This is a genomic window from Achromobacter sp. RTa (genome assembly GCF_000757485.1).
In the GTDB taxonomy this organism is placed as follows: domain Bacteria; phylum Pseudomonadota; class Gammaproteobacteria; order Burkholderiales; family Burkholderiaceae_B; genus Achromobacter.
Window position 1 is genome coordinate 1,055,666 of record NZ_JPYO01000042.1, and the last position, 21,445, is coordinate 1,077,110.

General features: G+C 66.9%; 22 protein-coding genes and 1 tRNA gene. 11 read left to right on the top strand and 12 right to left on the bottom strand.

Features of this window, described 5'->3' with window-relative positions; translation table 11 throughout:
• Position 1 precedes the first annotated feature (1 nt).
• Genes JL37_RS22340 through acnA form a run of 4 tightly spaced genes read right to left on the bottom strand, consistent with a single transcriptional unit; the run spans position 2 to position 5,879 of the window.
• A complete protein-coding gene (locus JL37_RS22340; RefSeq protein ID WP_043546817.1) occupies positions 2–1,003 on the bottom strand; it encodes a GTP-binding protein in 1,002 nt (333 codons plus the stop codon).
• 22 nt (positions 1,004–1,025) lie between these two features.
• Complete coding sequence (locus JL37_RS22345) at positions 1,026–1,754, bottom strand: isochorismatase family protein (protein WP_043546818.1); 729 nt, start codon at positions 1,752–1,754, stop codon at positions 1,026–1,028.
• A 33-nt stretch (positions 1,755–1,787) separates the two neighbouring features.
• Positions 1,788–3,149, bottom strand: coding sequence for a dihydroorotase family protein (locus tag JL37_RS22350; protein ID WP_043546820.1), 1,362 nt, complete (start codon positions 3,147–3,149; stop codon positions 1,788–1,790).
• 30 nt (positions 3,150–3,179) lie between these two features.
• A complete protein-coding gene (gene acnA, locus JL37_RS22355; protein WP_043546821.1) occupies positions 3,180–5,879 on the bottom strand; it encodes an aconitate hydratase AcnA in 2,700 nt (899 codons plus the stop codon).
• A gap of 300 nt (positions 5,880–6,179) precedes the next feature.
• On the opposite strand from acnA, the gene JL37_RS22360 reads away from it, so the two are divergent.
• The 5 genes from JL37_RS22360 to JL37_RS22380 are packed head-to-tail and all read left to right on the top strand — an operon-like array spanning position 6,180 to position 10,405.
• Positions 6,180–6,902 carry a GntR family transcriptional regulator gene (locus tag JL37_RS22360; protein WP_043546822.1) on the top strand — a complete coding sequence of 241 codons (723 nt, stop codon included), beginning with the start codon at positions 6,180–6,182 and terminating at the stop codon, positions 6,900–6,902.
• A 21-nt stretch (positions 6,903–6,923) separates the two neighbouring features.
• Complete coding sequence (locus JL37_RS22365; protein WP_043546823.1) at positions 6,924–7,820, top strand: oxaloacetate decarboxylase; 897 nt, start codon at positions 6,924–6,926, stop codon at positions 7,818–7,820.
• Between the two features lie 10 nt (positions 7,821–7,830).
• Positions 7,831–8,550: an SDR family NAD(P)-dependent oxidoreductase gene (locus tag JL37_RS22370; RefSeq protein WP_043546824.1), complete on the top strand. Its 720-nt coding sequence runs from the start codon at positions 7,831–7,833 to the stop codon at positions 8,548–8,550.
• Entirely contained in the window at positions 8,547–9,320 is a 774-nt protein-coding gene (locus JL37_RS22375) for an SDR family NAD(P)-dependent oxidoreductase (RefSeq protein ID WP_081955151.1), read from the top strand. The genes JL37_RS22370 and JL37_RS22375 overlap by 4 nt, the downstream gene beginning before the upstream one ends.
• A 59-nt stretch (positions 9,321–9,379) precedes the next feature.
• On the top strand, positions 9,380–10,405 hold the full coding sequence (locus JL37_RS22380) for a tripartite tricarboxylate transporter substrate binding protein (protein ID WP_043546826.1): 1,026 nt from the start codon (positions 9,380–9,382) through the stop codon (positions 10,403–10,405).
• 42 nt (positions 10,406–10,447) lie between these two features.
• Here the strand turns inward: JL37_RS22380 and JL37_RS30935 are convergent, their stop codons facing one another.
• Both JL37_RS30935 and JL37_RS22390 read right to left on the bottom strand, forming a co-directional pair.
• Positions 10,448–10,654: a TonB-dependent receptor gene (locus JL37_RS30935; RefSeq protein ID WP_043546827.1), complete on the bottom strand. Its 207-nt coding sequence runs from the start codon at positions 10,652–10,654 to the stop codon at positions 10,448–10,450.
• Positions 10,655–10,890: 236 nt separating this feature from the next.
• On the bottom strand, positions 10,891–11,352 hold the full coding sequence (locus JL37_RS22390; RefSeq protein WP_043546829.1) for a hypothetical protein: 462 nt from the start codon (positions 11,350–11,352) through the stop codon (positions 10,891–10,893).
• 167 nt (positions 11,353–11,519) lie between these two features.
• Between JL37_RS22390 and JL37_RS22395 the strand changes: the two genes are divergently transcribed.
• Complete coding sequence (locus JL37_RS22395; RefSeq protein ID WP_043546830.1) at positions 11,520–11,909, top strand: hypothetical protein; 390 nt, start codon at positions 11,520–11,522, stop codon at positions 11,907–11,909.
• Between the two features lie 26 nt (positions 11,910–11,935).
• Here the strand turns inward: JL37_RS22395 and JL37_RS22400 are convergent, their stop codons facing one another.
• From JL37_RS22400 to ispB, 4 genes are all read right to left on the bottom strand, one after another.
• On the bottom strand, positions 11,936–13,801 hold the full coding sequence (locus tag JL37_RS22400) for a 7TM diverse intracellular signaling domain-containing protein (RefSeq protein WP_043546831.1): 1,866 nt from the start codon (positions 13,799–13,801) through the stop codon (positions 11,936–11,938).
• Positions 13,798–14,481, bottom strand: a complete 684-nt coding sequence (locus tag JL37_RS22405) for a response regulator transcription factor (protein WP_043546832.1) — start codon at positions 14,479–14,481, stop codon at positions 13,798–13,800. The genes JL37_RS22400 and JL37_RS22405 overlap by 4 nt, the downstream gene beginning before the upstream one ends.
• Positions 14,482–14,694: 213 nt before the next feature.
• A tRNA-Pro gene (locus JL37_RS22410) sits at positions 14,695–14,771 on the bottom strand.
• Between the two features lie 127 nt (positions 14,772–14,898).
• Positions 14,899–15,864 (bottom strand): octaprenyl diphosphate synthase, encoded by a 966-nt coding sequence (gene ispB, locus JL37_RS22415; protein WP_043546834.1) that lies wholly within the window; start codon positions 15,862–15,864, stop codon positions 14,899–14,901.
• Between the two features lie 477 nt (positions 15,865–16,341).
• Here ispB and rplU point away from each other — a divergent pair, with 477 nt between their 5' ends.
• The 4 genes from rplU (at position 16,342) to proB (ending at position 19,437) form a co-directional block, all read left to right on the top strand.
• Positions 16,342–16,653, top strand: coding sequence for a 50S ribosomal protein L21 (gene rplU / locus JL37_RS22420; protein ID WP_006216228.1), 312 nt, complete (start codon positions 16,342–16,344; stop codon positions 16,651–16,653).
• Between the two features lie 34 nt (positions 16,654–16,687).
• The gene (gene rpmA, locus JL37_RS22425; RefSeq protein WP_043546835.1) at positions 16,688–16,948 is read left to right on the top strand and encodes a 50S ribosomal protein L27; all 261 of its coding nucleotides are present in this window, start codon (positions 16,688–16,690) and stop codon (positions 16,946–16,948) included.
• Positions 16,949–17,118: 170 nt separating this feature from the next.
• Complete coding sequence (obgE, locus tag JL37_RS22430; RefSeq protein ID WP_043546837.1) at positions 17,119–18,243, top strand: GTPase ObgE; 1,125 nt, start codon at positions 17,119–17,121, stop codon at positions 18,241–18,243.
• Between the two features lie 57 nt (positions 18,244–18,300).
• Positions 18,301–19,437 (top strand): glutamate 5-kinase, encoded by a 1,137-nt coding sequence (gene proB / locus JL37_RS22435; protein ID WP_043547190.1) that lies wholly within the window; start codon positions 18,301–18,303, stop codon positions 19,435–19,437.
• On the opposite strand, the gene JL37_RS22440 is transcribed toward proB, so the two are convergent.
• On the bottom strand, positions 19,406–20,119 hold the full coding sequence (locus JL37_RS22440) for a helix-turn-helix domain-containing protein (protein WP_052097523.1): 714 nt from the start codon (positions 20,117–20,119) through the stop codon (positions 19,406–19,408). The two genes, proB and JL37_RS22440, sit on opposite strands and share 32 nt — an antisense overlap.
• A 75-nt stretch (positions 20,120–20,194) precedes the next feature.
• Between JL37_RS22440 and JL37_RS22445 the strand changes: the two genes are divergently transcribed.
• Positions 20,195–20,647, top strand: a complete 453-nt coding sequence (locus JL37_RS22445) for a helix-turn-helix domain-containing protein (protein WP_043546839.1) — start codon at positions 20,195–20,197, stop codon at positions 20,645–20,647.
• Positions 20,648–20,715: 68 nt separating this feature from the next.
• Here JL37_RS22445 and JL37_RS22450 read toward each other — a convergent pair whose 3' ends face one another.
• The gene (locus tag JL37_RS22450; RefSeq protein WP_043546840.1) at positions 20,716–21,282 is read right to left on the bottom strand and encodes a hypothetical protein; all 567 of its coding nucleotides are present in this window, start codon (positions 21,280–21,282) and stop codon (positions 20,716–20,718) included.
• Positions 21,283–21,445: the final 163 nt, after the last annotated feature.

The following is a 21,445-nucleotide window of genomic DNA, read 5'->3' on the forward strand; positions in this document are numbered from 1 at the left end:
GTTACAGGCCCAGCGGCCGCACCAGCTCCTGCGCTTCCTCCGCGGACAAGTCCTGCACGATCAGGACCAGGCCCGCCCGCCGCGCCGCGTCGTCGGCCACCGCTGCGGTTTCGGGCACTGAGAAGACGTGCCGCACCCCGTGCACGGCGCGTAGAGTCCCGTCGGACCAGCGCAGCAGCCCCTTGGCGCGCAACAGGCGTTCGCCGATCTGGCGCTGCATGTGCCGGGTCCAGCGCGCATAGTCGTCCCAACCCACCGGCTGGCGTTGCGGGAACGCATATGAGGCAATGCCGTAGCGCAGCACGTGCGCCAGCGGGGCGAGGATGATCGACGGCCCGGAAGCCTGGTCTGCGGCATCGAGGTGCTCGGGACGCAAACCGTCGAACAGCGCCGGCGCATCCTCGTCCACGGTATCGGGCGACACCGCGCGGACCGGCGCGGTGGCGTTGTATCCGCCGAGCGCGGATCGCAGCGCGGCGATATCCGCCGCGCTGGCGAGGTCGGTCTTGGTCAGCGCGATGCGGTCGGCGATCGCGACCTGGGTACTGGCTTCGCGATAGGCTTCCAGCGTCGCCAGGCCGTGAAGCGCGTCGACCGTCGCCACCACGCCGCCGAAGCGGTAGTGCCGCGCAATCGACGGATCGGCGGCCAGCGTATTGATCACGGGGCACGGATCGGCCAGGCCGGAGGTCTCGACCACTACTCGGGCGAACGCGGGCACCTCGCCGCGCAGACGCCGGTAGTACAGCGATTCCAGCGTGTCCTGCAGCGAGCTCGTGGCCGCGCAGCATAGGCAGCCCGAATCGAGCAACACCACGTCCGAGTCGTCGGCCTTGCCCACCAGCATGTGGTCCAGGCCGATCTCGCCGAACTCGTTGATGACCACGGCGGTGTCCGCGAAGCGGGGGCTGCGGACCAGGCAGGACAACAGCGTGGTCTTGCCGCTGCCCAGGAATCCGGTCAGCAGATAGACGGGGATCGGTCCGGCGACGGCCTCGGACATGGGATGCGCGTCCAGCCCCGGGTCAGCCCTGCGCGGCGCCAGCCGCGTCGGGCAGGTTGCGCAGGTAGTCCTGGACCTCGCGCGACGGGATCACGTCGGCGTACTTGCAGTTCAGGTCGAACAGGCTCATGGCGTGGCTGGCCTGGAAGCGGTCGAACGCCGCCTCCTCGGGAATGATGACCTTGAAATTATAGGAATAGGCGTCCACCGTCGTGGCGCGCAGGCATCCGGACGACGTGCAGCCCACCAGGATCAAAGTGTCCACGTCCAGAAAATTCAGGTGGCTCATGAAGATGGTGCCGAAAAAGCACGACGGCTTCTGCTTGGTGATGCGGATGTCCTGCGGGCGCGGCGCCAGGGGCTCCACCGTCTGGGTGGCATGGGTGTTGGCCAGCACGGTCTTCTCTCCCCCGCGATGGTTCTTGCCCACTTGCACGCCGCTGTCCAGGAGGTCCGCCCGGCGGCCGCTCTCGGTATAAAAGACGGGAATGTTCTTCTCGCGCGCCAGTTCCAGCAAGGGCACGATATGGGCGACGGCCTCCCAGGCCTCGCGGCCGCAGTGCGTGCGGTATTGCTTCAGCCCTTCGAGGATGTCTTCGGGCGTGTCACCGCAAAAGTTGTACTGCACGTCGATGATGAACAGGGCGGGCCGCTTGCCGAAGCCGCCGCGCTTGCCGTAACCGGCCTGCGCCAGCACCTGCTTGTCGCGTTCGGTGAGGAAGTCGTCCCAGATTCGCTTGGTTTCGCTCATGATGATGCCTGCAAGAAAAGTGATGGAGTCAGTTCAAAGGCGCTTGAGATAGCGGCCGCCGGGGTTCGCGCGCGCTGCCTCGGTGATGCGGCCGTCCAGCGCCACGGTGCGCCCGCGCACCAGCGTGCGCACGGGCCAGCCCTTCAGGGTCATGCCCTCGTAGGGCGAGTAGTCGGAGTTCGATTCCAGGGCGGCGGGATCGACGGTGCGCTCCAGGTCGGGATCGACGAGCACCAGGTCGGCATCCTTGCCGATCTCGATGCTGCCCTTGGTCGGCATGCGGTAGATGCGGGCGGAATTCCCGGCGCTGACCTGCATCAGGGTCTCCAACGGCACGCCGCGGCGGTGATAGCCCTCGTGCAGCAGGATGGGCAGCATGAGGCCCGTTCCGGGGAAGCCGTTGCTCGCGGCCCAGATGTCGGTGTCCTTGGTGGCGCGCTTGCGCGGCACGTGATCGGTGCCGATGGTGGTGATGGACCCGTCCAGCACGCCTTCCCACATGGCGTCCACGTCGCCCTGCCCCCGCACCGGCGGGTTCACTTTGGCGTAGGTGCCGGCCGGCGATTCGTCGTTCAGGAACAGGTAGTGCGGGCAGGTTTCGACGTAGATGGGCGGCGCGTCGGGCGTGCGCCGGTGGCGCCGCGCCTCGTTCAGCGCTTCGCGGCTGCTCAGGTGCACGATGTTGACCGCGGCGCCGGTCTTGGCCGCGAAGTAGCACACGCGATGCACGTTCTCGGCTTCCAGGAAATCCGGGCTTTGCTCGTTCCAGGCCTTCAGGTCGTCGCGTCCGGCGGCGCGCAGGGGATCGCGCAGCACGGGAATCACTTCCACGTTCTCGCAATGCACGCCCATGATCGCGCCCGGGATCGCGGCGGTGGCGCGCAGCGCCGAATACAGCAGCCCGTCGTCGATATCCGTAAAACCCTTGGACAGCCCGGCGGCGCCCTTGTACATCATGTAGAGCTTATAGGACGACACGCCGAACCGGCGCGAGATCTCGTCCAGCGTTTCCACGTGCAGGTTGCTGGTGATGCCGAAATGGAAACCGAAGTCCACGCAGCTTTGCGACAGCGCGCGGTCGCGCAGCTTGTCGAACGATTCGCGGATGTCCGCGGAACGGTGGAACGACAGCACGGTGGTGGTGCCGCCCAAGGCGGCGAAGCGCGACTCCGTCTCGAAATCGGTTTCCGGCGAACCGAAGCCGAAATGCACGTGCGGATCGATCAGGCCGGGCAGTACCCACAGCCCCTGGCAATCGATGGTCTCCCGGGCCTCCAGCGGCGTGCCCGGCTCGGCAATGATGGCGATGCGGCCGTCGATGACGCCCAGCACGCCCTCGGTCAGGCCCTGCTGCGGCAGCAGCAGCCTTGCGTTGGTCAATAGCAGATCCAGCATGATTTCATTTTTCCCGAGAGATGCGCGTTGTCAGCAATGCGCCGCATTCGCGGCCGCCGTTTCGTTCAAAAAGGAATTGAGGACGCTGGAAGGAATCCCGCCCTCGGCCATGAGCTTGCGTTCGGCATGCGTGAGAACCTGGGCATGGACCTGGAAGCGGATGCGGCGCTCGCCGTCCTCCGCCTCCACCTCGATGGGCTCGCCCTTAAGCACGCCGTTCTCCACGTTGGCGAAACTCAGAAGCTCGGCGCCGGTCAGGCCCAGCTGGCGCCAGCCCTGCCCCGGCGCGAACGCCAGCGGCAATACGCCCATCCCCACCAGGTTGGCGCGGTGGATGCGCTCGAAGGACTCCGCGATCACCGCGCGCACGCCCAGGAGCGCCGACCCCTTGGCGGCCCAGTCGCGGCTGCTGCCCATGCCGTAATCCCTGCCCGCCAGAATGATGCTGGCCTCGCCGGCATCGCGATAGGCGTGCGCGGCATCGACCACCGCCATGCGCCCGCCGTCCGGATAATGGACCGTCACGCCGCCCTCCACGCCCGGTACCAAGGCATTCTTGATGCGGATGTTGGCGAAGGTCGCCCGCGTCATGACGTGATGGTTGCAGCGGCGCGCAACATAGGTGTTGAAGTCGCGCGGCGTCACTCCCCGCTCCAGCAGGTATCGGCCCGCCGGGGTGTCGGCCGGAATCTCGCCACTGGGCGAAATATGGTCGGTGGTCAGGGAGTCGCCGAATGCCGCGAGCACGCGTCCGCGCGCCAGGCTGGCGGCCAGGTCGGCCAGGGCGTCGCGTCCCGGCCGCGCCTTGAAGAACGGCGGCTCCACTAGGTACTGCGAGTCCGGGTCCCAGGGAAAGCGCAACCCCGAGGGGGCTCCCAGATCGCGCCAGATCGCGCTATCGAGGCTGGCGGGATCGTAGACTTCCGCGAACAGCGCCGGATCCGAGGCCAAGGGCAACAAGGCGGCGATCTCATCCTGGGTGGGCCAGACGTCGCGCAGATAGACCGGCGCGCCGTCCGTGCCCGGGCCCAGCGGCTCGCGCTCGAAATCGATATCGATGCGGCCTGCCAGCGCGTACAGCACCACCATCGCGGGAGAACCGATGTAGTTGGCGCGCAGCAGCTTGTGGATACGCCCCTCGAAATTTCGGTTTCCCGACAGCACCGCCGCCGCCACCAGACCGCCCTCGGCGATGGCATCGGCCATCGCCGGTTCCAGCGGGCCCGATTTGCCGCCGCAGGTGGTGCAGCCGTAGCCGATCACGTGAAACCCCTGCGCCTGCAACGGCGCCAGCAGACCCGCGGACTCCAGGTAACGGGTAACGGCGCGCGAGCCCGGCGCGAGCGAGCGCTTGATCCAGGACGGCGGCGTCAGGCCGAGCGCCAGCGCCTTCTTCGCCACTAGGCCGGCGGCCAGCATCACGCCCGGATTGGAAGTGTTGGTGCAAGAGGTGATGGCCGCCAGCGCCACCGAGCCATGGCCTGCGGCGTCGCGGCGAGGCGGATACGCGGCCACGGCGGCTGCGGCCACCCCGAAGCCGCCCTCGGCGACGGGCTCGGCCAGGCGGCGGCGGAAATCCGCCGCGACGTCGCCAGCGTCCATGCGGTCTTGCGGACGGCGCGGACCGGCCACGCTGGGGCGAGCTGCCGACAAGTCGATCTCGATTACGCGGCTGTAGGTCGGCACCGCATCGCCGGCGTCCCGCCACAGCTGGTTGGCGCGCGCGTAGGCGTCGATCAGCGCCAGCTGCTCGTCATCGCGCCCGGTGATGCGGGCGTAGTCCAACGTGCGTGCATCGATCGGAAAGAAGCCGCAGGTGGCTCCGTATTCCGGCGCCATGTTGGCGATGGTGGCGCGCTCGGGCACGCTGAGCGCCGCCACCGCGGGGCCGAAAAATTCCACCATGCTGCCCACCACTCCCGCGGCACGCAATTGCTGCGTGATCAGCAAGGCCGCGTCCGTGGTAAGCGCTGGCGCCTCGATGGCTCCATGCAGCCGCACCCCGACGACTTCCGGGATGGGAAAGGTATACGCGTGCCCGAGCAGGGCCGCTTCGGCGTCGATGCCGCCCACGCCCCAACCCAGCACCCCCAGCGCGTTGACCATAGGCGTGTGCGAATCGCCGCCGATCACGAAATCGGGATAGGCCCATTCGCCGTCCGGCCGGACCTGCCGCGCCACGACTGGCGCCAGATACTCCAGATTCACCTGATGGATGATGCCGATGCCCGGCGTGATGACGCGCAAGCCCTTGTAGGCCTGCTGCGCCCATTTCAGGAAGCGATAGCGTTCGTCGTTGCGTTCGAACTCGCGGCGCAGGTTGCGCTGCACCGCGTTGGTATCGCCCCAGTGATCGACCTGCAGGGAATGGTCGACGATGAGGTCGACGGGAATGCGGGTATCCACTTGCGCGGCATCGCCGCCAGCTAGGGCCACGGCATCGCGCAGGGCCGCGAGGTCCTGCAATACGGGCAAGCCGCTGGAGTCGGGCAGGATCACGCGGGCCACGTGCAGCGGCAGATCGGCGCCCAGGTACTCGCGCCAGTCCCACAGCCTGCCGATCTCTTCCTCCGTGACGGCCGCCCCCCACGCGCGGTGCCGCAGGAGATTCTCCAGCAGCACGCGGATGACATAGGGATACGCGCGGAGGTCACGGCCGGCGGCCCGGGCGGATTCGGACAGGTCCGCGTAGCGCAGCGCCCTGCCGCGACAGGATAAAGACTGGATCATGGCAGCAGTAATCGGGAAAATCTCAACTGGTCCCATCTTACGGCCTCCAAAAACTTAGTGTCAACACTATTGGCACTCAACCAAAGATCCGATTATGGACAAATCAATGTAGTTTGCCGCCTTTCCTATTAAGTGTAGATTGATGAACTCGCCCATCCTCCTAGGGAAAACCCGTGTGAATCGCCGATAAAGTAGCTTTTCGCCCTTTGCCAACGCGATCACGGCAGGGCATTTCGACAAAACATCTCAACTCCAAAAGAGTTGACACTTTTAAGATCCCTTTGATAGGCTGTCAACACTATGAACACCTCCACGCCCTCCATCGCCACCAAGGAAGACGCCTCCGGCCCTCTGGCCGACGTGGTGTTCGGCCGGGTGCTGGATGCGATCTACCAGGGGCGGCTGGCTCCGGGCAGCGTTATCAACGAAGTGGCGCTGGCACAGGAATTCGGCGTCAGCCGCGGCCCCGTGCGCGAAGCCGTACGCCGCTTGCAGGGCATTCAGCTGGTCACGCGCGAGCCCTACATCAAGGCACGCGTGGTGACGTTGTCGGCAGAGTCCGCGCTGGAACTTTTCCAGATGCGCATGGCGCTGGAAGGCGTGGCCTGCAACCTGGCCACGCGCCGCATGAGCGACGAGGAAATCGCACAGTTGCTGGTCGAGCTGGAGCAGGATCGCCAGCGCCGCCTCGAAGCCGCCAACGGCGGCGCGCCCGCTCCGCGGGTGTTCGACTTCCATGAACGCATCGTGCGGGCCAGCGGCAATACCCGCATCGTCAACGCCCTTTGCGGCGATCTCTATCACCTGTTGCGCGTCTACCGCCGGCATTCCGGCACCGTGCTTGAACGCAAGGACGACGCCTACGCCGAACACTGGCAGATCCTGCGCGCCATCCGCGCGCGCGACGCCGAGCTGGCGGAATCGCTCATGCGGTCGCACATCGAACGCGCGGCGCAACACCTGTTTGAACATCTGGCAGAAGGGGCGTCCGGCATCGCCGGGCACCCCGTCACGGCCGCCTAACGCCCTTTGGAGCAGCACGACATGAACAACCCGCGCAACCAGTTCCGGCAATTGCTGAAGAACGAACCCTTCATCGTCTCCCCTGGGGTCTACGATGGATACAGCATCCGCCTGGTCCAGGCCGCGGGATTCAAGACCGCCTGCACCAGCGGCGCGGCCGTGTCGAACGCGCTGCTGGGTATCGCCGACATCGGCGTGATGGGGTTGGCGGAGAACGTCACGCATTGCCGCCACCTGGCGCGCTCCGTTTCCATCCCGCTCACCGCCGACGCGGATACCGGCTACGGCAATCCGGTGAACGTCTACCACACGGTGCAGATGTTCGAGGAAGCCGGCGTCGCGGGCATCAACCTGGAAGACCAGGTCAGCCCCAAGCGCTGCGGCCACATGCCCGGCAAGGATGTCGTCAGCGAAGCCGAGATGGTCAAGAAAATCGAGGCCGCCTGCCTGGCGCGGCGCGACGACGATTTCGTCATCATCGCCCGCACCGACTCGCTCGCCCTCGAAGGTATCGAAGGCGCGGTCAAGCGCGCGCGCGCCTACGCCCGGGCCGGCGCCGACATGCTGTTCCCCGACGCGGTGCGCTCCGAGGACGACATCAAGCGCCTGGTGGACGCCGCGGGTATCCCGGTCAGCATCAACATGGGCTTCGGGATCCGCAACCGGCCCACCACGCCGCTGATTCCGCTGCCGCGCCTGAAGGAAATCGGCGTCAAGCGCGTCAGCCTGCCGCGCATGTTGCCGGCGGCCGCCATCTACGGCATGCGCCAGGCCCTGCAGGTCATGCAAGGCGTGGTCGCCACCGGCGTGCCGGCGGACCGTCCCGACCTGCTCGTGGGCATCGAAGACATCATGGAACTGATGGGCTACGAGCAAATGCGAGCCATGGAAAAGCGCCTCACCACGCTGGACGCCTGAGTCCGACGCCATGATCGAGCGTAATGCTGCGGCGCATTGCGTCCTGACGGGCGCGGCGTCCGGAATCGGCCTGGCGCTGGCCAGGCGGCTGCTGGCGGACGGCTGGCGGGTGACGGGCATAGACATCGCGCCCGCCGCCATCGAGTCCGGCAATCGTTACGCGCACCTGCGGTGCGACCTGTCCGATGCCACCGCCCTGCACAACCTGTGCGCCGGCCTGTCCGGCTGCGCGCCGACCGCGCTGGTGCATTGCGCCGGCCTGGTGCGCACCGGCGGCGCGCGCGATACGCGCCTGGAAGACGCGGATCTGCTCTGGCGCCTGCATGGCGCCGCGCCGATCGCGCTGGCCGGGGCGCTGGTTCCGCAGCTGCCCGACGGGCGCGGCCGGATCGTGCTGGTTTCCAGCCGCGCCGTGCTGGGCCGCTCGCAACGCCTTGCCTATGCCTCGACCAAATCCGCGCAGATCGGCCTGGCGCGCAGCCTGGCAGCCGAGCTGATCGGCCGCGGCATCACGGTCAATGTCGTCGCGCCGGGCGCGGTCGACACGCCCATGCTGACGGATCCGAAGCGCGGCGCTCCGCCCGGGATCGCGCTGCCGCTAGGCCGCCTGATCACCGCCGATGAAGTCGCCGCGACGATCGCCTTTTTCCTGGGCGCGGAAGCCGGCGCCATCACCGGACAGACGCTCTACGTCTGCGGCGGCGCCTCGCTGGGAGCCATGCCCCTATGACCGCCACGCCCTTTCCCACCCTGCACGGCAAGACGGTGATCGTCACCGGCGCGGCCGGCGGCCTCGGCCACGCGATCGCCGCCTCCTGCCTGCTCGCGGGCGCGCAAGTGGCCCTGCTGGATCGCGACGCCGATATGCTGCTGCGCAGCCGGCAGTCGCTGGCCGACGCGGCCTCGCGCACACTGGCGCTCGCTTGCGACGTCGCCGACGAAGCCGCCACCCGGACGGCCGTAGAGCAGATCGCCGGGCACTGGGGCGGCATCTACGCGCTGGTGAACAACGCCGCCGCCGTCACGCCGGGCTGCAAGGTCGCGGACCTGGCGCCCGAACAATGGCGCCAGGCGCTGGACGTGAATCTGACCGGCGCGTGGCTGATGAGCAAGTGGGCCATTCCCCACATGGCGCGCGCCGGCGCGGGCGTGGTGCTGAACATCGCATCCCAGCTCGGCAGCGTGGCCGCGCCCGGCCGCGGCGCCTATGGCGCCAGCAAGGCGGGGCTCATCGCACTGGCGCGCGCCATCGCCGTGGACCATGCGGCCGACGGCATCCGCGCCCTGAGCCTGTCGCCCGGCGCCGTGGCGACCAGCCGCCTGGCCGCCCGCTACGGCAGCGCGCAGGCCGCAAGCGACGCGCTCGCCGTCAAGTATCCCGCCGGCCGCCTGGGCACCGCCGAAGAAGTCGCCCAGACCGCAGTTTTCCTGATCAGCGAGGCCGCCTCGTTCATCACGGGCACGGACATTCGTGCCGACGGGGGATACACCGCGATCTAGCGGAGCCGCCGTTTCCTCACGCAGTGCTTACACCACACACATTACCAGGGGGTTTAGATATGACTGACTCGTTCACCCACGCCACGGGCGCCGGGGCGCCGCTGCGCACGCGCCGCAAGGTGCTGGCGCTGCTGGCCTGCGCCGCCGGCATCGCCGCCGCTCCCGCTTTCGGGCAGAGCGCCGACACGTTTCCCTCCCGTCCGGTGACCATCGTGGTTCCGTTCCCGGCCGGCGGCGCCACCGACATCACCGCCCGTCTCGTGGCGGAAGGCCTGTCCAAGAAGTGGGGCCAGGCGGTCGTCGTCGAAAACAAGCCGGGCGCGGGCGGCAACGTCGGTTCCGAGTACGTGGCGCGCGCCGCGCCGGACGGCTACACGCTGGTGCTGGGCGTCACCGGCTCGCACGGCATCAATACCTCGCTCTACAAGAACATGCGCTACGACCCCGTCAAGGACTTCGAGGCCGTCACGCAAGCCACGCTCTATCCGAACGCCATCATCGTCAACAACGACGTGCCGGCCAACAATCTGCAAGAACTCATCGCCCTGCTGAAAAAGCCCGACGCGCACTACTCGTATGGCTCGGACGGCAATGGCACGGCCTCGCACCTGGGCATGGAACTGATCAAGAACCAGGGCAAGTTCGAGATCTCCCACATTCCCTACCGCGGCAGCTCGCCCATGGTGACCGACCTGCTGGGCGGCCAGATCCAGGTGGGCATTACCGGCTTGCCCGCGGTGCAGGCCTACGCGAAGAGCGGCAAGCTGAAGATCGTCGCGCTGACCACCGCCGACCGCTTCGCCAGCGCGCCCGACTATCCCACGGTTGCCGAACAGGGATTCGCCGGATACGCCGCGCCGCCCTGGTCGGGCTTCTTCGCCCCCAAGGGAACGCCCAAGGCGTTGGTGGAAAAAATCTCGGCGGACATGCGGGAGGTAATGTCCGATCCCAAGGCGAAGGAGAAAATGATCGCCGCGGGCAGCGAATTCACGCCCTCCACCCCCGCCGAGTTCCAGGCCTTCGTGCAGAAAGAGATCGCGAAGTGGGCCGAAGCCGTCAAGATCTCCGGCGCCCGCATCGACTGATCCCGGGCAGCCAGCCCCGCGTGGCGGGGCTGGCGCCGTAGATCAGTCGTAGCGGAACGTGGCCGTCAGCATCGCCGAGCGGCCGTGGGCCACGTAGCTGAACAGCCCCACGTGCGACGCTTCGTAGATCGTCTCGTCGGTGAGGTTGTTCAGGTTCAGCTGCAGGCCGAAGTCCCTGTTGAACCGGTAGGACGCCATGGCGTCGTAGCGCCAGTAGGACGGCAGCAGGTAGACGTTCGCATCGTCCACGTATGTAGCTGTAGCCCGCCCACACCTGCCATTTCGGGGTGATGGAGCCGGCCGCGCCATCCGCGCCGCCAGACTGGGCGGCGGTTTCGCCGGAAGGATTGGACGACGTGCAGTAGGACACGTAGACGCTGCCGTTGGAAGCGGGCTTGTAGACCAGGCCCAGCTGGTAGTTCCACATGTTGTCCGTGCGCTGGGCGCTGCCGCTGGAGCCTTCCCTCAGCCACGAGCGGCCCCGCTTACAGGGAGTACCGGTATTCACAGTTCAAGGTGGCCTTGAGAGGCGCCGGGCTCTGAATGCCGGACTGGGACGACGGCCGCGGCGCAATCAGCTTGGCCTGGAACTTGCCGGCGATTTCGCCGTTCTCCCCTTTCTGCACGGCCACGCTGGCAGGCAAGGCATAGAGCGTCAGCGGCTGACCCTCGGCGGCCACGAGCAAGGTGAACACCGAGTGCGGAAAATCCATGACCGCATAACTGGCGCTTGCATCCGAATCGAAGCTCAGGCTGCCGTCGGCATAGCGGAGGTTCACTTTCAGCTCGTCCGATGAGGGCGAAGGGATCACGCCTTTCAGGGCGACTTTGCCGCTATCGGACACGCAGTCCAGGTCCGCGGGCGCAGACCCCGCATGGGCGGCCCCCGCACGGGCGCCCACCGCCAGCAGCAAGCAAGAAAACAGCCAGGTCCCGCGTACTGCCATGACGCTCTCCTTCGTAAGGCCCGCTCACGGGCCGGTGCGCAATAGTAGAACGTCTGCGGCACGAAAACCGCTTGCTGCATGCAAGCCGCGCGACATCGGCTAGGATGGGAGAGCCGCGCATCCGCAACCGGGGCCCGGCGCCGGCCAAACGCCAGAAGGAGTCTTGCATGCCATCCATCCGCCATATCCTCAGCGCATCCATCCTGGCCGCGCTCCTGCCCTGCGCGGCGCAGGCCGACACGATCGTGCTGCGCGCCGAGCGCGCAACGGCCGGCGCCGATCCGCATACCTCGGCCAGAATGGTGGAGGTCGAACTCAAGCCCGAGAGCCGCAAAGCCCTGGCCGACTTCACCCGCGAACGCGTCGGCAAGCGCATCCAGTTGCGCTCGAACGGCGTGCTGCTGTCCTCGGCCACCCTCATGAGCCCGCTGGAAGGCGGCAGCTTCCGCATCACGGCGGGCGAACATGGCTTCGAGGGCAAGTCCGCCGAGGAGATCGCGCAGGGCATCATGAAGTCCGGCGAACTGACAGTGGACGACGAGAACACGGCGAAGTAGCGCGGGCGCGGCCGCGCGCGCCCATCTCAGGCCTGGAGCGGCCGCGGCGCGAGCGTGGCGACCAGCACGGTCCGGCCCGGCCGGGATGCCACCTCCAGCTCGCCTCCCACCCGCGCAATGCGGGTGTGCATGCTGCGCATGCCCACGCTGATGCCCGCCCGCAATACCGCAGCCACATCGAAACCGACGCCATCGTCCTCGATGCGCAGTTCCAGCTGCCCCGCCTGGGCCTGGCGCAGCTCCAGCTCCACCCGCCGGGCGCGGCTGTGCTTGAGCACATTCACCAGCGATTCCTCCACAAGCCGCGTGAGCGCCATGCATTGCAGGGCGCTGGGCGGCGTGAGCCATTGCTCGGGGAAGCGCCAGCCGGCGGCGATGCCCAGTTCATCGAACAGCTGCATGAACCGGTGCCGTAACGGCGCGATCCACTCCCGGGGCGTGGCCGGCACCTTGACGCCCGCGCTGGAACCGCTGTCGATGGTCTGGCGCAGATCGTCGCGCAGGAGCTTGAGCATCGACAGGAACTGCTGCCGCTGCACGGGCTCGTCGGCCTGCTCGACCATGGCCATCATGCGCACCAGTGAACCGCCCAGTCCGTCGTGCAGGTCATGGGCGATCTGCAGGCGGTCCTGCAGGCGGGCGTTGGCCAGCGCCAGCGTGTGCTCACGCTCCAGGGTCGTGGCCAATTCGGTGCGCGCCTGTTCGATGCCGTCGGCCAGCTCCTGGTTGAAACGCTCGATGCGCCTCACGCTGCGGGCGTGGCGCAGCCCCAGCACGGCGGACAGGCACAGGGTGACGACGACACTGGTGAACGGCGTGTAGGAGTCTTTGCTGTCGATGATCTTCAGGATGCGCAGCAGGTCATGGGCGCTGGCGGCGAAGAACACCAGCAGGCAGGCCGCCAGCATGATGTGTTCGGGGCGGCGGGTGCGCCAGGCATGAAACGGGAACTGCAGGCAGTTGATGAAGAACACGGCGGATACGATGAGCACCGCGGCCAGCTGCACCTCGGGCTGGTACGCCTGCGGCAGGAACGCCACCATGGCCAGCAACAACGCCGAGAGCGTCCACAACGCCTTCTCGATACGTGGCAGCACCTGCCCGCCGAAGCGCCAGGTGAAGATGCAGAAGCAGGCCACATACATCACCAGGGCCATGATATTGGCCCGAGCCGAGGTCGCGCTGTCGGGAAAGGGCCAGGGGCTGGTGATCAGCACGTTGGCGATGAACATCACCCAGAACAGGGCCATGAGCGCATACCAGCCATAGGTGCGCTGCTCGCGGCGCATCAGCCAGATGCAGAAGCACAGCCCGCCCATGACGGCCGAGACGATGAGGTTGAGCGTGAACAGGGTGCGGTTGCTCCACCACAGTTCCTCGTAGCGCTGCTGCATCTCCGGCTGCCCGCCGAGGTAGACCGGGCCGAGCCCCGGAGACTGCCCGGCGACGCCGACCACACGCACCCACACCGTATTCACGCCGTCGCGCACCAGCGCATCCGGGATGAGCCAGTAGCGCGGCATGTTCCAGCTGCGCGACAGCGGCTCGGTCAGCTGCGGGTCGCTCCAGATACGTTCATCGTTGATGTACGCCTCGCCCGCCATGACCACCGATTCAAGCACCAGCGCCACTTGCCCTGCGGCGCCGTCCGGACAGCGCCGCTGCCAGTCGATCCGGTACCAGGCCGTGCCGCCGTAGCCCGGCCAGCGAGCGCTCCAGTCATCGGGCAGGGTGACGGACTGCCACGGCGCCTCGGGCCCGGGCCGCCTGCCGTCGGCATCGCCCTTGGCCGCCTGGATGGCAAGCACCTGGGCCGTGCAGCCAGGCTCGGCCTGCTGCGCCCATGCCGGCGCCAGCCACAGCGCCAGCCACACAACCGCCAGCCACCTCAATCCAGCAGGCCCCGCGTACGCGCGGCATGTATCGCCCGCGTGCGCGAGGAAACGGCGAGCTTGCGATAGATGTGCTTGACGTGGCATTCGACGGTGTAGCGCGACAGGAACAGGGCCTCGGCGATTTCGCGGTTTCCCAGCCCCTCGGATACTAGGCGAAGAATCTGGCTTTCGCGAGGACTGAGTGTTTCGCCGCTGGCGCCGTCCGCCGGTTCCGCCTGCCTGGGCCGCAATTCTTCGATGATGCGCCGGGCCACGAAAGGATCGATAGGCGCCCCGCCCCGCAGCACGCTGCGGATGGACAGCGAGACTTCAAGGTCGTCGCGTTCCTTCAGCACGTAGCCGGTCGCCCCCGCCCGCAGCGCGGCCAGAATCGCGTCCTCGGTGCTCCAGGCCGAAATGACCAGAATCGCCAGGCCCGGGTCGGCCGCATGCATTTCCGCGATCAGCTCCGTGCCGTTGCCATCGGGCAGACCCAGGTCAACCAGCGCCAGCGCGACCGGCTGGCTGGCCAGGCAGGCGCGCGCCTGGGCCAGCGTCGAAGCGAACACCAGCGCCTCCGGCGCATACCCGAGTTGCAGCAACAACCCTTCCAGCCGGCGGCAGATCAGGGGCTCGTCCTCCACCAGCAGCACCGGTGCAGGCAGGGTCGACTCGGAAGCAAGCATGTTGATGGTCATAGGAAAAGAGCGAGCGGCATTGCCCAGGCTGCACTGTGAATCAGTCCGAGAAAACCTGCTATCCCTGGAAGTTGGTATTTCCACAGGAATATAGAGGAAAGCCCCCAAACTGGATCAAAGCCCCCGAAAGCAAAAAAGCCGGCAACGCTTGCGCGATACCGGCTTTCAGCCAAAGGCGTCGGGAAACACCTTCATGAATTCGACCACATGAAGTGGTCGGGGCGAGAGGATTCGAACCTCCGACTCCTGCGTCCCGAACGCAGTACTCTACCAGGCTGAGCTACGCCCCGATCTTTACTACTCTAAAGCTTTGCCGCGCTCAGTGCGGCAACGCTGCGGGTTACCTTTGGGGTCTACCTTTTGGATTTACCCTTGGGGTTTACCTATTTCCTCGGCTTCCGATTCCGCTGATTTTGCTCAACGATCTCTGTTCACCGCGAAAGCGCAGAATTCTAACAGAGAATTCAGAAAAGGGGAAATGGGGTAGCCGGAAAGTGCATCGCGGGCCAGATTCGCTTCGGCGACCGCCGCCTGGCGGGCATGCTCCAGGGCGTCCGTCGCCTGGATGGCGGCGGCCACGGCGGCGAAATCGGCGTCGCCCGTCTTGATGGCATCGCGGATCAGCTGCTGCTGCTCCGGGGTGCCCACTTCCATTACGCGGATCAGCGGCAGCGTGGGCTTGCCCTCGCGCAGGTCGTCGCCCACGTTCTTGCCCAGGGCGGCGGCGTCGCCGCTGTAGTCCAGCACATCGTCCACGAGCTGGAAGGCGGTGCCGACGTGGCGGCCATAGGCCGCGGCGGCGGCTTCCTGCTCGGGCGTGGCGCCCGCCAGCACGGCGCCCACCTGGGCGGCGGCCTCGAACAGCTTGGCGGTCTTGTAGCGCACGACCTGCAGGTAGCGCTCTTGCGAGACGTCCGGATCGTGCACGTTCAGCAGTTGCAGCACCTCGCCTTCGGCGATCACCGTGGTGGCTTCGGACAGGATGCTCATGACGCGCATCGAATCGGCCTCGACCATCATCTCGAACGAACGGGAATACAGGTAATCGCCCACCAGCACGCTGGCGGCGTTGCCGAAAACCGCGTTGGCGGTTTCGCGGCCGCGGCGCAGGTCGGACTCGTCGACCACGTCGTCGTGCAGCAGTGTGGCCGTATGGATGAATTCCACCACGGCGGCCAGCAGCTGATGATGCGTCCCCTCATACCCCAGCGCCCGCGCCACCATCAGCACCATGGCCGGGCGCATGCGCTTGCCTCCTGCCCCGATGATGTAGTCGCCGATCGTGCGGATCAGGACAACGTCGGAGTTCAGCCGCTCGCGGATAACCGCATCGACGGCCTTCATATCGTCAGCAATGGGAGCAATAAGCGCGGGGAGGTTCAAGACGTATCCGGAGAGTGAAACGAGCCGACGCATGGGCGGGTAACGGCTCTTACCGCTGGGCCGCCGGGCAAGGCGGGGGATTCGACCAGCGATTATACGGGGAGTGACGGGCGCGGGCCGGCCCTGCCCGCCGCCGGACGGCCCAGGCGGCCCGCCCGGCGCGCTCGCGGGGGGCCGCGTCCCAGGCGCCACCCCTCGCGTGAAGCATCCGCGCGACACCTAAGCCCTTAGCCCGCAAGCGCTTTTTGACTTTCCGGAAGTCCCGGGCTAATATCCCGGATTCGGTCAGCAATGCCCGAATTACGTCGGTTGCATTTGCGCAGTGCCCTTGGGCGCTTTCGCTTCCCTGCCAGTACCTGGCGCCGGAATACGAGAGCGCGCATCTCATGAACCATCATGGATGCCCCCAGGGCGGCAATCCCGCCCAGCAGGGCAGGCAGCGCGAATGGGCCTTTTTACCTATTTAAGGAACACCCCATGTACGCGGTCGTAAAAACCGGTGGCAAGCAGTATCGCGTTGCCGCTGGCGAAAAACTCAAGATAGAACAGATACCGGCTGACATTGGGCAAGAAATCACCCTGGACCAAGTGCTGTCCGTGGGCGAAGGCGACCAACTGAAAGTTGGCACGCCCCTCGTCTCCGGCGCCGTGGTCAAGGCAACGGTTCTTGCGCAAGGCCGCCACGACAAGGTCAAGATCTTCAAGATGCGCCGTCGCAAGCACTACCAGAAGCGTCAGGGCCACCGTCAGAACTACACCGAAATCCGCATCGAAGCCATCACGGCTTAAGAAGCGACTCGGTACCACTTAGCAGGAGCTAAACATGGCACAGAAAAAGGGCGGCGGCTCTACGCGGAACGGACGCGACTCAGAATCGAAGCGTCTGGGCGTCAAGGCATTCGGCGGCGAAATGATTCCCGCTGGTTCGATCATCGTGCGTCAGCGCGGTACTCGCTTCCACGCTGGCGTGAACGTCGGCATGGGCAAGGACCACACCCTGTTCGCGCTGGTCGACGGCAAGGTTCAATTCGGCTTCAAGGGCGCGTTGAACAAGCAAACCGTTTCGATCGTCGCCGCCGAGTAATCGGCGCAGCACGGTCAGCAACGCGGTCCGCCGCGTTCTCGAACGGCAAAGCCCTGTCGCATGCGGCAGGGCTTTTTTGTTTTAAGGCAGCGGCCGGGGCATCCCGGTCCGCGCCTCCCGGCGGCGCCCGATAAGGGGCCCCGCCCTCACTCATTACACGCACGGACACCATGAAATTCGTAGACGAAGCCACCATCGAAGTCGTCGCCGGCAAAGGCGGCAATGGCGTGGCGAGCTTTCGCCGCGAAAAGTTCATCCCCAAGGGCGGCCCGGACGGCGGCGACGGCGGACGCGGCGGCACCATCTTCGCGGTGGCCGATCGCAATATCAACACGCTGATCGACTTCCGCTACGCCCGCCTGCACCGTGCCAAGAACGGCGAAAACGGCCGCGGCTCGGACCAGTACGGCGCAGCCGCGCCCGACATCACGCTGCGCGTGCCGGTGGGCACCGTCATCCATGACGCCGAAACCGGCGAAGTCCTGTTCGACCTGAACCAGCACGACCAGAAGGTGGTGCTGGCCGCCGGCGGCCAGGGCGGCATGGGCAACATCCATTTCAAATCCAGCGTGAACCGCGCGCCGCGCCAGTGGACCCCGGGCAAGGAAGGCGAACACCGCTACCTGCGCATGGAGCTCAAGGTGCTGGCGGACGTGGGCCTGCTCGGCCTGCCCAATGCCGGCAAGTCCACGCTGATCACCCGCATCTCGAACGCCAAGCCGAAGATCGCGGACTATCCTTTCACCACGCTGCACCCTAATCTGGGCGTGGTGCGCACCTCGCCTTCGCGCAGCTTCGTCGTGGCCGACATTCCCGGCCTGATCGAAGGCGCTTCCGAGGGCGCCGGCCTGGGCCACCTGTTCCTTCGCCACCTGGCGCGCACCCGCGTGTTGCTGCACCTGGTGGACGTGTCCACGCCCGACCCCGACGCCGATCCGGTCGAGCAGGCCGTGACCGATGCGCGCGCCATCGTCGAGGAGCTGCGCCGCTACGATCCCGAGCTGGCGGCCAAACCGCGCTGGCTGGTCCTGAACAAGCTGGACATGGTGGCCGACCCCGAAGACACCAAGCGCCGCTTCCTCGAGCTCTACGACTGGAAAGGTCCCGTGTTCGGCATCTCGGGCCTGTCGGGCGAAGGCACGCAGGACCTGATCTACGCGCTGCAGGACTATCTGGACGCCGAACGCGAAAAGGAACAGCTGGCGCAGGACAAGGCCGATGACAGCTATGTTGCGCCGGATCCGCGCTTCGACGACAAGCGTTCGGACGCCGACCCGCGCAGCGGCGACGAATAGGCCATAATCGCAGTCCCTACGATTACGTCTTTGCACGCGCCGCAGCCCGCCGCCATCATGTCTGCCGAATCACCCGCCGTTTCCGTCGTCACCAACGCCCAGCGCCTCGTCGCCAAAGTCGGCTCGTCGCTGGTCACCAACGAAGGCCGCGGCCTGGACCGCGCCGCCGTGGCGCACTGGGCCGCGCAGATCGCCGCCCTGCACAAGCAGGGCAAGCAGGTCGTGCTGGTCTCCAGCGGCGCCATTGCGGAAGGCATGGCGCGCCTGGGGTGGCGCAAGCGCCCGTCCGTCATGCACGAGCTGCAGGCGGCGGCGGCCGTGGGCCAGATGGGCCTGTGCCAGGCCTACGAGGCCGCGTTCGCCGAATTCGGCCTGCGCACGGCCCAGATCCTGCTGACGCACGAAGACCTGGCCGACCGCCACCGCTACCTGAACGCCCGCAGCACGCTGTTCGCGCTGCTGCGCCTGGGCGTGGTGCCCATCGTGAACGAAAACGACACGGTGGTCACCGACGAAATCCGGCTGGGCGACAACGACACGCTGGGCGCGCTGGTCACCAACCTGATCGAAGCCGACACGCTGATCATCCTGACGGACCAGCGCGGCCTGTACGACTCCGACCCCCGCAAGAACCCCGGCGCCAAGTTCATGTCGCACGCCCAGGCGGGCGACCCGGCGCTGGAAGCCATGGCCGGCGGCGCCGGCAGCGGCATCGGCACGGGCGGCATGCTGACCAAGGTGCTGGCGGCCAAGCGCGCGGCGCATAGCGGCGCGCACACCGTGATCGCTTCCGGGCGCGAACGCAACGTGCTGACGCGCCTGGCCCAGGGCGAATGCATCGGCAGCGAATTGCGCGCCGTGCTGCCCGTGTGGTCCGCGCGCAAGCAGTGGCTGGCCGACCATCTGCGCCTGCGAGGACGCGTGGTGCTGGACGATGGCGCCGTGCAGGCGCTGCTACGCGAAGGCAAGAGCCTGCTGCCCATCGGCGTGACGGAAGTGCAAGGCGAATTCGGCCGCGGCGACGTGGTGGCTTGCGTAGACAGCCAGGGGCGCGAATGCGCCCGCGGGCTGATCAATTATTCATCGGCCGATACCCGCCGCATCCTGCGCCAGCCTTCGTCGCAGATCGCGCGCATCCTGGGCAGCATGACCGAGCCCGAGCTCATGCACCGGGACAACCTCGTCGTGCTGTAGCGCCAGGGCGGCGCGGCTGCGCGCCGTCTGGCAGCAGCATGTAGCCCCACCCTCGCACCGCGAGCACGGGGAATTCGATGTTGAGCCGCTGCGCCTTGCCGCGCAGCCGGGACACCAGCACGTCCACCCGCCGCGTTCCCTTCAGGGAATCGCGCCCTTCCGTGCAAGCAAGCTCTTCTCGCCGCAGACGATGGCCCGGCGCATTCAGCAGCTGGACAAAAAAAGCACACTCGGCGGCCGTCAGCGGCAGCAGCTCGCCGGCGGGCCCGGTCAGCACGCCCGCCCGGGCATCGACACGCCACGGCGAGCCCCCGCCAAACCTGCGCCGGCACAGATTGCGCAGGAGCGCATCCCACTCCGGCGCCTCCGTGCCGGCGCCCGCATAGAGGTCCGCGCCGGCATTCAACGCGACGATGCGCGCGTCCACGGCAGCGACGCCGCGGTCCAGCCAGACCAGCCCGGCCGCAGGCGCCGCGCCGCGCAGCGCGGCGATCCATTCCGCCACGCCAGCGCCGGAGCCCAGCACCACCAGCACGTCGACCACCTCGGCCCGCAGCTCGTCGAGCAGGGCCTCCAGGGAGTCGAAAGCGCGCGCCGCCCATTGGAAAGTGCGCAGCGCCGCGACAAGATCGTGCGCCGTTCCATCGCACGCAAGAACGAAGACGCTGCCTCGTTGCGGCATAGATTTCCTCTCTTTTATCACTTAAGTAATTTTTATAACTACCAAAGTGCCTGAGTGCCAAGCTTCAATCAACCTGTGAAGACATTCTCGGACCGACTGAAGCATGCACGTTTGCTGCGTGGCCATACGCAGAAAACGCTCGCCCGTTTGGCGCGCCTTTCGCAGAGCGCCATCGGAAGCTATGAAAGCGGCTTGCGGCACTCCAGCCGCTCGGCCCGCAAACTGGCGCAGGTGCTGAAGGTCGAAGTCGAATGGCTGGAAACCGGCAAAGGCCCCATGGAACTTCCCATGAGCGGCTACGACCTGAGCGACACCCTGCCCGCGACAGGCGTGGCGGAATCCACGCCCAAGCCCGGCGGCCGGCCGCGCCCGATGGCGCCGTGGCCCTTCTCCCATATCTCGCCGACGCAGATCGACCTGCTCACGCCTGACGAGCGCACCGGCCTGGAGGCGATGGCGCAGACCTACATCGAACATGCCCTGCGCATCCGCCGCGGCGCCAAGCCGCGGGGCCGCAAGGCCGGCTGACGCTGCCGGCATTCAGGAATAAAAAAAGCCGCGACCATGTCGCGGCTTTTTTGCTGGACGCGGATCGCTCAGGGCTTCGCAGCGGGAGCGGGAGCCGGGGCGGCGCCGCCCGCGGGAGGCACTGCGGCGTCGCCGCGGATCTTGGCGGCGATTTCCGAGGCGGCCTGGGCCGACGGCACGCCGAAGGCCAGCACGCCGCGGTTCAGCGGTTCGCCGATGAGCGGAGCGGCGACCAGTTCGCGGTCGATGACCAGCGCCAGCATGTTGCCGACGTTCTTGGAGCTGATGTCGTTGAGCTTGCGGGCGCCGGCTTCGGAGAAGCGCAGGCCAACGAAATTCTGGCCCTGGCGGTCCACCAGCGCGGCGGCGTCGGTCAGGTCGGCGCGCGTGAGCACCGGCACTTCCTGCATGTAGAGCTTACCGTCCGGCAGGCTGATTTCGCGCAGGCCGGCGCCAGGCTGCTTGTGGGCCAGGTAGAAGTCCACCGTCGCGGCGGTGGCGGGCGTGGTGGATTGCTGGCCGGACGCAGCGGGAGCGGTGGTATCGGACGTCTTAGTCGGGGCGGTCTTGCAACCCGCTAGCGCCAACGTCACGACAACCAGGGCGGGCGCCAATGTGCGTAAGTTCAGTTGCATGCTCGATTCCTTCTTAAGTGGACTAAGACCAGGCCGCGGCATCACGCCCGGCATGACTGAAAAGTGTACCGAACCTGAATGATAGTGTCGCCGCAGTCTGAATCTAAATGTAAAGCGGTAATACCAGCTTATCAGACTGAACCCGGGAAGTCAGGCATCGGCG